This is a genomic window from Caballeronia catudaia, from assembly GCF_001544755.2.
Lineage (GTDB): Bacteria > Pseudomonadota > Gammaproteobacteria > Burkholderiales > Burkholderiaceae > Caballeronia > Caballeronia catudaia.
Window position 1 is genome coordinate 61421 of record NZ_FCOF02000013.1, and the last position, 12695, is coordinate 74115.

Below are 12695 nucleotides of genomic sequence, written 5' to 3' on the forward strand. Positions count from 1 at the left end.
GCTGCCGTTTTTCTGCGATGGGCCCGTCGAGGCAGCCGACGCGTGCGCGGCTGGCGGAAAAGCTCCGCTGACGGGTGTGTTTTATGACGATGGGCTGCCTCGCCGGAGAACGTGCAACCCGCGCGCGCGGATGGCCGCCCGCGGCGCGTTCTCGTCGCTCCGGTGAATCATCAATGTATGCCGGCGCGCGTGGCCTCTTCTGTTCGTCGGCCCACACGCTGATTGGCTTGCGGGCGCGCGTCCGGCGCCGGGCCGGCCTGGCGCGGCGCGCGCTTCGTGAGGCTGCGCCACGGATTCCATTTGCGAAGCTGCGTCTTGATATCGATGATCGTGAACGCGCCCGCCGAATTCCACGTATGAACGCCCTGCTGGCCGCGCGGCGGATTGCGCACCGACACCGTGCGCTCGGCATAAGTCGTGGTCGTGAGCTCGGTGATTTCGCGGAACGCGAGCGCCGCGCCGTATTCGCGCTCGCAGTTCTGCGCGGGACGGATCAGGCGGTTCTGCGCGTCCGTGAACAGGTTGCCGGCCATGCGCGCGAGACGGACATCGGAGACGACCGGGTTCATCGGATGCGCGGTCCATTCGCCGAACGGGCTGTCGGAATGGAAAATCGACAGCTCGTCCCAGTTCGGTCCGCCGTCTTCCGCGATGCTCGTGAACATCCACCAGGTCTTGCCATCGAAATGCAGCGTGGTGTCCGCCGCGACGATGTCGCGCATGATCACCTTGTGCAGCACCCATTCGGACGGGAACGACGCCGCGCGGTACATCTCGATCGTCCGGTTGCCGCACGTTTCCGGAATCATGAAGATCTCGCCCTCATGCTCGAACAGAAACGGATACGACAGGTGATAGTTGCGCTCGAGCACGATGCGCGGCGTCTCCTGCCACGACTGCGTGGCCGGATCGAACGCGATATGGCTGATCGTGCCGCGGTTGGTGTCGTAGGGAAGGCTTTCGAAGAACAGGTGATATTCGCCGTTCTTGCCGCGCCACAGGAAAGGATCGGCGTGAAACTCCGTCGGCAGGCCGGGAAGCGTGATCCAGCCGCGGCTTTCGTTCATATCGGTGGCGCTGTCGGCGTGCGAATCGGCTGCCGTGTCGGCGTGCCGATAGGCGAGTACCCAGTGGCCGCGCTGTACGAGCACCTTGAGCGGCTGGTTCAGCACCTTCCTGCCCAGATGCCGGAGGGCGAACCAGGCCGACGTGAGCCCCGACAGAAAAGCGGGCCTCGCCTCGCTCTCGACGAGCGGGAACGCTTGCGGCGACCCGGCGGCATCCAGACGCTTGCGCGCACGCTCGACGAGCACGTCGATGCGGTGATGACTCGTCTGCAGCGACTTCAGAAAGAAGAGCTTCTCCGGTATCGCGACGTGCGATTCCGCGAGCAGACGCATCTCGCCTGTCTCGGGCGACTTCCAGACGACCTGGATATGCGGCGTCCGGCATTGGAGCAACGCCTTCCACAGCGCTTCGACGTTCTCGTGCCCGTCATACAGCACGATGAGCGAGGCGTGCGCGGGAGCGTCGGTACGAGCCGCGTCGAAGGAGTCGCCATAGAGACGCTTTTCGATGTTCGTCCACCACTGAAGCACGGAAGGAAACGAGGATTGCGCCATGTGTCTTCTCTCTCTCAGCAGCAGATATTCGAGTTCCGCTTCACTCGATGGGGCCGCGTTTGTTTTGATTCGATTTAATGGCGGCCCGTCGCGGCCGCCTGTACATAAACGCTTAACTGCCTATATGCGCTTTGATCAGCGCTCTCACAGTGGACGGTCAACCCATTTCGAGTGACTGACCGATGCGAAAAAAGACTAAAGTCTGGGGAACTTGCATGCGGTGCGCTATCGCACACAATCCAGCGAGCGTAAATGGGATGAGGAAACTGGGATGAAGGAAACTGGAACGGCTGTTCCGCAATGCTGAACCGCGCGATGACCGGCAAGCCTGGAGCGGCTGAGCAACCGGTTTGCGGTATGGAGAACTTCGCTTTGGACTTCAGTGAATAAGCCGGGTCGACGCACCGGGCGCGTCAAGGCCCTTCATCGCGATGCACGACGGCTTCGCGCTTGCGATACCAGGCAGGCCGCTTATGACCCGATTCGCTCGTTTCTTCTGCCTTATTCCGCGAGGAAGGCGAAAAAATAATTTCGATTACTGCCAGCAAAGCCAGGCCAATTATTGCGAAAAAAACAATTGCGCCTATAACACCGACCACAGTCATGCTTCCTCCGCGCTCACCACGCCGTATCAAGCATTTTATAAAACATGCCGCCGAAAGTTTTTACCGAAACAAACGTTCGTTAATCTTCAATTCTAACACATGGTCAATCCGCCCATTTTCCGCGCAATCGCCATGAGCCTCATTTTCAGACAAGTCGCGTCTGTGCAAATCGTGGAACAAATGAGGGAAATCGCCTCTGTTCATCTGACCAGCGGCAACGGCGCAGCGGTAGCACGGGTTGCCGACGCGATGCGGCAGCGCCGGCACGACCGGCCCGGCAAGCGACGACGCCCGCGCGATTGAATCAGGATGCCGATAGAGAAGTTTTAATACGCAAATCCGAATTCCGAAAGGTCGAATTGCGCAATTTGAATTTGCCCATCCGGTTTGAACGATTCAGCGCAGTCCCAGCCGGACCATTTGACCGACGATTTAATCTGTGATCGGCCAAAAGAAACTCCGAATTCTTTCACGCGAGCCATTCTCTCTCGGCCGGTTTGTCAGATGGCGCCAATAGAATGTCCGCCACGGCCAACAGCGAGAGACTGACCACGGCAAAGAATCCGACGGTCCCGGCGAACATGACGAGTTTCATGGTTTCCTCCGCCATTCAAAGGGCGAATATGTCCGTACGCGTCGCTGTCGACTCGTCGAACTGAACGAGCGTCAGCGCACATCCAACGGAAGCATAGGCTCATCCTCGCCGAAAAAGTATTCATTTTCAGCGAAAAAAGTACCTGCCTTCTTTCGACAGACGAAAAACCGCGGCTAATCGGACGACTCAGCGCCAGCGCCTGCCGATGCCCGCAGCGGCGTCCGGCCCGGCGGCGTCGTGTTTCCACGCCGGCCGCGAGGCCTCGCGCATGCCGCCCATCGCCCGATGAAGGATGGCCCGCGTGCCCGGCGTCGCGCTGACTTGCGCGAGTTGCGAGGCATCGACCCATAGCAGTTCGTGCAGTCTGCCGCCGGCCGATGGCCGTGGATGCACGTCGTCCGGAATCGCGATGCGAAAAACATGGTGCAAGTGATGGGCCGAAACCTGCGCGAACAGAAAAGCGACGGCACTCGCCGCGACACCGGTGTCCTCGTGCAGCGCTCGGATCGCCGCAACAATCGTCAATTCGTCATATTCAACCGTTGTGCCCGGGAGCAGCCACGGACCGCCGCGCTCCCGGACCAGAAGCACTGACTGGCGACGCACCAGCAGCACTGTTGCCCGTTCTCTCATCCCCGTCTCCGGTGTTGCACCCCAATTCGTTATTGGATTGGCGATGCAATTCGACGCTGCGGCTACCGCGTGCCATGTGTTGATCTCGCAGACGTCTGCATCGTGAGGTTGAACTGGTGTGCCCCTCGATCTTTACAGTCTTCGGCGGACTGCGCAATGCGTGCATGTCCCACGTAAGCGCGTGGCGCCACACGTCCGCGCGTCTCTTACCGATGTTGCGTGGGCCTGAGCGGGTCGGGCGGATTCCGCTGCGTGCGCGGATGGGGGCGATCCTGCCGTGTGATGCGCGGCCGCGCGCCATGACGCGCGGCCGGCAATGCCTGATCAGCGGGGGTGCGTCATGCGCCGAGCGCGGGATCGCTCATGCTGTCGCGGCCGTTTTCGACGTGACCTGCGAGGCGCCGCAGGAATGCGCGATCCGTATCGACCTTGACTTCGATGTCGTACCAGCCGTGCGCTTCGCGCAAATCGACATAGACCTGCGCGGTGTCGCCGCCACGCACGCGCCGCGTGATGGTCTTCGACGGATCGTATGCGTTGGTCACGCTGAAGGTGCACGCAGCCGTGCCGCGATTGTCCAGCCGCAGTTGCAGATTGCCGTTCGCGACGTCGTAGCCTTCCGCGACTTCCGGCGCGGCCTGCTCGCGCGACCACCAACTTTGCGCGCCGGCCTTGCCCGCGATCCGGCGAAGAAACCCATTCGGGCCGTGGACGACAAAATCGAAGCTGCCGTCCTGATTCGCGGCGACGCGGTCGGCGAGTCGCTTGTGCGCTTCGACCGTGTAGGTGCGCGGCGGCTCGGCGCTCGCGTTGCGATAGAGCAGAAAGACCGCGCCCGCGCTGCCGGTGTTGACGAAATCGAAGGCGACGGCATTTTTCGACGCGTCCGCGCGCGTGCGCACGAAAAGCTCGTACGGCAACGCGCGCGCGGCGCGCACGCCCGGCTCCTGCTTTGGCGTCGTCTGCGCGACGGGCGGCACGGGCACGTAATCCGGATGCCGCTTCTTGTCGGTCGGAACGTAAGCGCTCGTGGCCGGCAGCGCGGGCATCGCGCTGCTCGGAGTGCGGAAGTCGAACGCGGACGTCAGATCGCCGCAGATCGCGCGTCGCCACGGGGAGATGTTCGGCTCGGCCAGTCCGTGCTTGCGGCCGAAGCGCTTCTGGATGAAGCGGATCACCGACGTATGGTCGAAGGTTTCGGAGCACACCCAGCCGCCTTTCGACCACGGCGACACGATCAGCATCGGCACGCGCGCACCCAGGCCATAGGGACCGCTCGCGTACTTCGCGCTGCCCGGAAAGATTTCCGCGCGGGTATCGACGGTCGAGAGGCCGTTGGCGCTCGACGCCGGCGGGAACGGCGGCACGAGATGATCGAAGAAACCGTCGTTCTCGTCGTAATTGATGAGGAGCGCCGTCTTGCTCCACACCTCCGGGTTCGACGTCAGCACCTGCAACACCTGATCGATGTACCACGCGCCGTAGTTCGCGGGCCAGTTCGGATGCTCGGAGAACGCCTCGGGCGCGACGATCCAAGAGACTTGCGGCAGTGCGCCGCTCGCGACATCGCGCTTCAGGATCGCGAAGTAGTCGTCGCCGGCGGCGGCGTTCGTGCCGCGCCGCGCCTTTTCGTAGAGCGGGCTGCCGGGCTGCGCGTTCTGATACTGCGTGAAGTAGAGCAGCGAGTTGTCGCCGTAGTTGCCGATGTACGCGTCATCCGTCCAGCCCCAGCCATTCTTCGCATCGAGCCCGTTGCCGATGTCCTGATAGATCTTCCACGAGATGCCCGCGCGTTCCAGCACTTCGGGAAACGTGGACCAGCCGTAGCCGGCTTCCGCGTTGTCGACGACCGGACCGCCGCCGGCGCCGTCGTTGCCGACATAGCCCGTCCACATGTAGTAGCGGTTCGGATCGGTCGACGTGTTGGTCGAGCAATGGTAGGCGTCGCAGATCGTGAAGGCGTCGGCGAGCTGATAGTGGAACGGGATGTCGTTGCGCTCGAGATACGCCATCGTCGTCGTGCCCTTGAACGGCACCCACTGGTCGTACAGGCCGCCGTGGAACGCGCCCTGCCCGTCCGTCCAGCCATGCGGCAGGTCTTGCAGGAACTGCAGGCCGAGGTTCGACGCGTCCGGATGAAACGGCAGCACGTCGCCCGCGCCCGCCGCGACCGGCTGATTGAAGACCGGCTTGCCGCTGGGCAGCGTGACGGCGCTCTTGTCGCCGAAGCCACGCACGCCGCGCAAGGTGCCGAAGTAATGATCGAACGAGCGGTTCTCCTGCATCAGCACGACGATGTGCTCGATGTCCTCGATCGATCCATGGCGGTTATTCGCGGGAATCGCCAGCGCCTGGGAAATGCCGAGCGGCATCACGTTCAGCGCGGCGGTCGCGCCTGCGGCCTCGACGGCCGCGCGCAGAAAGTCACGTCGGTTCTTGTTTTTCATTCGTTTAGCGGGGAAGTGAAAAGGAAGGTCACTCGACCGTGTGAATGACCGGTGTCGCGAGCGGCTCCGGGGCGACGCGCGCCATCGCGGGTTGCGCGGGCGTGCCGGAGGCGGCGGAAGCGCTAACCGTGGCTTCTTTCGCCCAGTCCTGGAGTTCGCTCGTCGCGGAGGTTGCCGGTAATGCGGACGGCTCGCTGCGCGCCGCAGCGTCCGATGACGGCGATTCGGACTGGCCGCAGCCGCAAACGATTGCGCAGGCGCACACGGCGATTCGCGCCACGATGGTGTAGCGGCTTGTAACAGTCGACATCGGGTTCTCCGGCTTCGGTCGTGCGTTCGACGCAGCGCTGCGAAGCTTAGCCATCGCCTGTGTAAGCAATGTGACCGGTCCGCGATACCATTGGCCTGTTCATCCACAGGACGACAAGAGCGTGAATCCGCGTGACGATGCAAGTGCACAGCTTTCCGATGGTTCAGCCGCGGTCGGCGCGAGCGTCCACGAGACCGGTCGAAGGCAAGCACTTCTGCTCGCGATAGCGCTTTCGCTCGGCAGTGCGATCGCGCTCGGGCTCGCGCGCTTTTCCTACGCGCTCCTGCTCCCTCCGATGCGGCTCGACCTCGCGTGGAACTTCGCGCAGGCCGGTGCGATGAACACGGCGAATGCGTTCGGGTATCTGCTCGGCGCGCTCGCCTTCTCGCGATTGTCGACGCGCGTCGCGTCGCGGACGCTGTTCGTCGCGGGCTGCGCGTCGACGGCGGTGTTGATGGCGGCAAGCGGCGCAACCACCGATACCGACGCGCTGCTCGTGCTGCGCGTCGCCACGGGCATCGGCAGCGCGCTCATCTTCGTGAGCGGCGGCGTGCTGGCGGCGCGGCTCGCGTCGCTGTCGCCGCGCGAAGCGGGCCTCGTGATCGGCCTGTATTACGGCGGCACGGGCTGGGGCATCGTGATCTCGTCGATACTCGTGCCGTTTGCAGTGCTGCCCGTCGCGCACGGCTGGCGCTTCGCCTGGTTTGCACTGGCCGCCGCGTGCGCCGCGTGTTCGGGCATCGCGGTGTGGGCCGCGCGCCGGATCGAATCGGTGCATCCGCTGGCGGCGACGCGTTCGGGCGCGGGGACCGTGCGCAGCGGCCCGGTGCAGCGGCGGCGTTTCGCGCTCGCGCTCGCCGGCTACGGATGCTTCGGCATCGGCTATATCGGCTACATGACGTTCATCGTCGCCCTGCTTCGCAACGCCGGCATGAGCGCGGCCGTGGTGACCGGCTTCTATATCCTGCTGGGCGTGGCGACCGTCGTATCGGCGCGGATGTGGTCAGGGCTTCTCGATCGCATGCGCGGCGGTCAGGCGCTGGCGATCCTCAACGCCCTGCTCGCCGCCGCGACGCTCATTCCCGCGATGCTCGCGCATCCGCTGGCGGCGTTCGTTTCGGGCACGCTGTTCGGCGCGACGTTCCTGTCCGCGGTGGCATCGACGACGGCATTCGTGCGGCACAACCTGCCGCCCAACGAGTGGCCGCGGGGCATCAACGCATTCACCATCGTGTTCGCGTTCGGGCAGATCGTCGGGCCGGTGGTGATCGGGAAGGTGTCGGACAGCGCCGGGCTGACGCGTGGCCTCGTCTATTCCGCGCTCGTGCTGGCGGTGGGCGCGGTGCTCGCGGGCTGGCAGAAACCGTTGAAGGTAGGAGCTGAATAACGGTAGGAAGGATGCCGAACGAAGCTCAGACGGGGCCACCCGCGCGCGCCTTCTTCATCTTCACGAAGACGTGGGAACAGAACGCGTCGGCGACCACGCGATTGACCGTGAGAATGTTGTCCGCGCTCAAACTCTCGCGCGACAAACCTTGCTTTTCGATGAGCCGTTGCGGGATCAACTGGCTAACGAACGAGTGACACAACTCCTTGCGCGCGGCCGCATCGACGGACTCGAAGAACTCGCGGCCTGCGCGGATCTCTTCGCTCATCTTGGCCTTGGCGGTGTCGTTCTGAACCTGGATGCTGGCTTCGAGATGCGCCTGCGCCGTGTCTCGTGAGCGGCGCACTTTCTTGTCGTCCTCGAGTTGCTTCGCCTTGATGGACGCCATCTTCCGGTCCGCTTCGCCAATCCGGTAATTTCCCTCGAGCGCCTTGAACAGATAGCCGCGCGGGCTCACCGTCACCTTGCCTTCGTTGAGCTTGTAGCGCGTATATTCGATCGCCTGCTCGAGCCGCTCGTCGGTCCACACATCGCGGCGCTTGGCGAGACGCTCGAAGTCGGGCGTATCGAAGGCGAACTCGTTGTGTAGCAGGAGATACATCGAATCCTGGATGCCGGCGCGCGCGGCATCGGCGCCCTGCTTCTTCGTGAAGCGAAAGCGAAGTTTCAGCTTCTCGGGTGCGACGCGTTCGGCGTTCGGCTCCCAGCTCACATCGAAATCCGACACTTCGTTGAGCTGGTCGATGGCGGGTCCGAGAAAATGCTTCTTGAACTCCTTCACTTCCTTGCGCGACTCGCCGACCTTGCCCGGCCACTCCAGCACGTCGTCGTACGCGAACCACTCGGTCACGCCGTGGCCTTCGCACGGAATGAGACGGTCGTAGATCGCACGGGCGAGGGAAAGCGAGAAAGCCGTCGATGCCCGCAGGCTGAGCCAGTGCGCCTTGTACGGGCTGATCAGATATTTGATGACGCGCCCGGCGAGCAGAATGCAGACGACGTTGCGCTCGATATAGCAGTCGCCGAGGAGACTGATGGTTCCCCACGAGTCCTTTTCGGTGAGTTCTTCGATCGACGGCGCCGTCATGATTTCGACGCGCGCCCGGGCCGCGGCTCTCATTTGCGCGATGAGGTGGCTGTGATTGCGGCTGTCGTAGCGCATCAGCCACTTGAAGTAGTTGATGTCGGCCGTGAACGTGTAGACCTTGTCGTCGATCAGTTCTTCCGGTGACTTGGTCGCAACGATGAAGTACGCCGCGTCGAGCACGCGCCGTGCGGCGATGCCCAGACCGCCCACACGCGTGAAAATGTTGTTGCGCAGGAAACCTATATCCCTCGTCGACTCGCAGATAGCCGAGCCCTGCGCGGACATGTCTTCGTAGATGTCCAGCGCCAGCTGCTGCGGGGTGACAGTGAAATCTTGGTTTTCCATGCTTCCGATTCGGCTTCGATCCCCGGCACTCTAACAGGCGAACAAGGGGTGTCAACACAAAAACCACCCCGCTCTTTTCACGCTCGGATTCGCACAAAAACCGTCCCGGTCCTGCGTCGCCATCACAATTTCCGCCCCGGTCACCACAATTTTCGTCTCGTTCGGCCCAATTTGCGTCCCGGCACGCACAAAAAGCGTCTCAGTCATCACAGAAACCGTCTCTATCCACAGGCGTTATCGTTGATTTCAAAGGAAAAAGTTTGCGCCTGTATGTGGGTTTGCGGGTTGAGGTTTACAAAATAACTTAACGAACAAAATGGAGTTTACCGTCGCGATTGATGCGTTCAGGGCTTAAGTCGTTGATAACGCTTGGGAAACTGAAGGAGGTCGAGGTTACACAAAAACCGTCTCAGGGACGGTTTTTGTGCGGACATCAGAGGAATCGAATCGGGATGTGCGAAGCATGCGATCGGCACGTCTGGAAATGCGGAACTGCGTTTCCAGCGGGCATAAAATCCCTTCAAAATCAATGGAATGGGGGTTGATACCCGTCCGAACGGTTAAATCTCCGCGCAATGCCCCCTTGTTTACGCGTATTCGTGTATTCTGCGCTTCGGCGTCAATACATGGAGAAAGCGCAGAATGGCAAACGTAGGCACCCTACCTATGGAAGATCGAAAGGTCACGCTTCGCGAAGTCGCGGAATTCGCGGATAACCTCGAACCGTTTTCCGACAATCTTCGGGAGCAGATTCTTGCGCCTCGCCCGCGAAAGCTGGCGCCCTTCTATACGATCGGCGAATTGGCCGAGATGTGCAATCTGACGCGGCAGCAGATTCAATATCTCGTCACGAAGGGTGAGGGTGGTTTGCCGACAGGTACGCTCAACGGCAGCGGCCGCAGCCGGACGTTTACTTTGCCCGAGGTTCGGATGTGGGTGAAGTTGGCGTCCGACATCTTCCAAACGCGTCTCGACGACGGCGACAGTACTTTTCGCGGCAAGGTGCTGACTACGGCGCAGCTCAAGGGCGGATCGGCCAAGACCACGACGACCGTTTGTCTCGCGCAAGCGCTTACCCTTCTCGGCCGCAAGGTGTTGTTGATCGATCTCGATCCGCAGGCTTCGGCGTCGGAATTATGTGGACTCTATGCCGAGAAGGAGATCTCGGGCGACGACACTGTGCTCCCCTATATCTACGACCAGAATGTGGAAGGCGGCTTGAGCGCGAATGTGCAGTCGACGTATTGGGATGGCCTCGACATTATTCCAGGCCACACATTTTTATATGGTGCGGAGTTTCTCTTGCCCGCCCGTCAAAAGACGATTCAGGGTTACCGCTTCTGGGCCGTGCTGCGCGAAGGACTCGAGCCGCTGCGATCGCAGTACGACTACATATTGATCGATACGTCGCCGTCGCTGTCCTATATGAACCTGAATGCGCTTCTTGCCGCCGACGCGCTGGTCATGCCGATGATTCCCGAGAATCTCGACTTCATCAGTTCATTGGCGTTCTGGCGGCTGTTCTCCGATGTGGCGGAAGACTTCCTCCCGTATGAAGAGGACAAGGTCTACGACTTCATCTCGATTTTGCTGTCCAAGGTGGATTACGGCAAGACGTCGTCGGCGCCGGTCGTTCGTCAGTGGGCGCAAAGCGCGTATGGTCGATGGCTCGATCCGTTCGAGATCCCAGCAAGCTCGGTGATGAGCGGCGGAGCGCTTTCCTTTTCTACCGCGCTGGACGTCGTCAGCACGCATTCGACGGCGAAGTCATTGCAGCGGGTGCGGCAGCCCATGATGCAATATGCCAAATGGCTGGATGATATGTTCGTCAAATCCTGGAAGGAGTCGGCATGAGTAATAACATCAGAGAACAGCTCATGGCCAAAACGGCCAACCTTCCAAAGCCAGCGGATTTCAAAGGGGAGAACAAAAAGGACAAATCGAACCGCGGTCCGCAGACGATGCCGGGCATCACGAGCGCATTGGCCGCGGCGCAGCTTCGGATTCAGGAACTCGAAGCACGGGGAGTCGATACAGATATTGCCGTGGACGCTATCGTGCCGAACCCGTGGCAGCCGCGTCGTCAGTTCAGCGAGGCCAAGCTGGCGGAACTGGCTCGCTCGATCGGCGAGGTAGGTTTGCTTCAGGCGGTGACGGTGCGTCGTGTTGGAGAGTCATATCAGCTCGTCGCGGGTGAGCGGCGATGGCGTGCTCACAAGCTGATCAATAAGCCGACGGTCCGGGGCGTGGTGATCGAGTGCACGGATCAGGATATGGCAGCGTTGGCGTTGATGGAGAACGTCACCAGGGATGATCTTTCTGACTACGAGATTGCGATTGCTATTCGCCGCGCGGAAGCAGAATTCCCCAACAGAACTCGGCTTGCCGAAGCGATGGGAATTACCCGCAGCGATCTTTATCGTTTTCTTGCGTACGACGCGCTGCCGGATTTCGTAAAGCGGGATCTCGATCTGAATCCGTCAGTGCTAGGCGCGTCCTCAGCGCAGGATATTGCAAACGCGCTCAAGAAGACCGGCGAGCAGGGACTCAAGGCGCTGCAGGAGTTGTGGCCACAGGTGCTCTCAGGCGACCTGGTGCAAACGAAGGTTGCGGCCAGTCTTAGCGCGCAGGCCAGTCGCGGAGAGTCCGCCACAGACGCAGGGGGGCGCAGCATACTCAAGATTTTCGCGGGCAAAGTGCAGGCGGGAAGTATCACCAAGGACGTCAAGGGTTTAACGTTCAAGTTTAAAGCTGGCGTGATGACGGAAGAGCAGGAAAATCAACTTAGAGAACATATAGGAAAGATGTTCTCTATCCAGTCCGAGTGATCGCCACGACCCGCTACGGCGGGTTTTTTTATGCCTGTTGCTCTTGTTCTTCGTGAGTTGGCGTCCACGCGCGGTCAGAAAAACGAGCGTCCGAATGCGCACAGTGAGGACTAAACGAAGGCTGGGTAGTGATCTGTCCGAATTCGGACACTATCGGTAGTTGGACGCCAAGCTTCTCTGCGCAGGATCATATAGCGGCGTGCATAACCAGCGGGGGACAACACCACCGACCCTATATGAGCGTGATTTTGAAACAGTTGTGCGTCGTTCCTCGATCGCGCGCCGAGCGCGATGCACGAGGGGTGTCCGAATTCGGACAGTTCGAGAACTCAGTACTAACTTGCTTACCCAAGAAGTGTCCGAATTCGGACACCGTCCGCGAATCAATGAGCGACGCCTCGCGCCTCACGCGATCACATTCTCCCCTCTGCATCACTGCAGCGAGGGCAACGCTTTGATCGGCCCGAAGCGTCAAATTCACATGGGGCGGTCCACTCAATCTACGGATTAAATTGGTGCCAGCGGGCTGTCCGATCAATTAGCGAGAACGGCTGGCGAAGAGGGGCGGACGATCAGGAAGAATCAGTGAGCCGAGTTCGCTCTGCTTTCTATGTTGTGCGTCTCGTCAATTGAAACGTCACGTGCGTTCGTACAAAAAGCGGACCCTGCCCTCTGGAACCAGTGCTGGCGTAACAGAGACGCGAGCCGTACTGTCCGAATTCGGACACATCACGCACCCGCATTTACCATTACCGAGTGCCGCCTGCCCAGTCCGAACGACGGAAAAACGCGTCGGATGCCCCACGCGTTCCGATCGCTGACTTCATCTCGCCATC

General features: G+C 61.1%; 11 protein-coding genes. 4 read left to right on the forward strand and 7 right to left on the reverse strand.

The features are described from left to right. Positions 1 to 170: 170 nt before the first annotated feature. Together AWB75_RS16205 and AWB75_RS37060 are read right to left on the reverse strand one after the other, a co-directional pair. Positions 171 to 1622 carry a glucosamine inositolphosphorylceramide transferase family protein gene (locus AWB75_RS16205; protein ID WP_200822990.1) on the reverse strand — a complete coding sequence of 484 codons (1452 nt, stop codon included), beginning with the start codon at positions 1620 to 1622 and terminating at the stop codon, positions 171 to 173. A 413-nt stretch (positions 1623 to 2035) separates the two neighbouring features. Beyond that, positions 2036 to 2227, reverse strand: coding sequence for a hypothetical protein (locus AWB75_RS37060; protein ID WP_143746446.1), 192 nt, complete (start codon positions 2225 to 2227; stop codon positions 2036 to 2038). Between the two features lie 99 nt (positions 2228 to 2326). On the opposite strand from AWB75_RS37060, the gene AWB75_RS16210 reads away from it, so the two are divergent. After that, positions 2327 to 2530 carry a hypothetical protein gene (locus AWB75_RS16210; protein WP_061125109.1) on the forward strand — a complete coding sequence of 68 codons (204 nt, stop codon included), beginning with the start codon at positions 2327 to 2329 and terminating at the stop codon, positions 2528 to 2530. A gap of 166 nt (positions 2531 to 2696) precedes the next feature. Here AWB75_RS16210 and AWB75_RS39170 read toward each other — a convergent pair whose 3' ends face one another. From AWB75_RS39170 to AWB75_RS37065, 4 genes are all read right to left on the reverse strand, one after another. Continuing rightward, on the reverse strand, positions 2697 to 2822 hold the full coding sequence (locus AWB75_RS39170) for a hypothetical protein (protein WP_268807836.1): 126 nt from the start codon (positions 2820 to 2822) through the stop codon (positions 2697 to 2699). A gap of 186 nt (positions 2823 to 3008) precedes the next feature. Further along, positions 3009 to 3437: an NUDIX domain-containing protein gene (locus tag AWB75_RS16215; protein ID WP_235012124.1), complete on the reverse strand. Its 429-nt coding sequence runs from the start codon at positions 3435 to 3437 to the stop codon at positions 3009 to 3011. Between the two features lie 356 nt (positions 3438 to 3793). Continuing rightward, positions 3794 to 5902, reverse strand: coding sequence for a phosphocholine-specific phospholipase C (locus AWB75_RS16220; protein ID WP_061125111.1), 2109 nt, complete (start codon positions 5900 to 5902; stop codon positions 3794 to 3796). A gap of 28 nt (positions 5903 to 5930) precedes the next feature. Further along, positions 5931 to 6212: a hypothetical protein gene (locus tag AWB75_RS37065; RefSeq protein ID WP_143746447.1), complete on the reverse strand. Its 282-nt coding sequence runs from the start codon at positions 6210 to 6212 to the stop codon at positions 5931 to 5933. 121 nt (positions 6213 to 6333) lie between these two features. Between AWB75_RS37065 and AWB75_RS16230 the strand changes: the two genes are divergently transcribed. After that, a complete protein-coding gene (locus tag AWB75_RS16230; protein ID WP_061125113.1) occupies positions 6334 to 7599 on the forward strand; it encodes a YbfB/YjiJ family MFS transporter in 1266 nt (421 codons plus the stop codon). Between the two features lie 25 nt (positions 7600 to 7624). Here the strand turns inward: AWB75_RS16230 and AWB75_RS16235 are convergent, their stop codons facing one another. Then, on the reverse strand, positions 7625 to 9031 hold the full coding sequence (locus tag AWB75_RS16235; RefSeq protein WP_061125114.1) for a replication initiation protein: 1407 nt from the start codon (positions 9029 to 9031) through the stop codon (positions 7625 to 7627). A gap of 642 nt (positions 9032 to 9673) precedes the next feature. On the opposite strand from AWB75_RS16235, the gene AWB75_RS16240 reads away from it, so the two are divergent. After that, positions 9674 to 10885 (forward strand): AAA family ATPase, encoded by a 1212-nt coding sequence (locus AWB75_RS16240; RefSeq protein ID WP_061125115.1) that lies wholly within the window; start codon positions 9674 to 9676, stop codon positions 10883 to 10885. Continuing rightward, on the forward strand, positions 10882 to 11859 hold the full coding sequence (locus tag AWB75_RS16245) for a ParB/RepB/Spo0J family partition protein (protein ID WP_061125116.1): 978 nt from the start codon (positions 10882 to 10884) through the stop codon (positions 11857 to 11859). The genes AWB75_RS16240 and AWB75_RS16245 overlap by 4 nt, the downstream gene beginning before the upstream one ends. Positions 11860 to 12695: the final 836 nt, after the last annotated feature.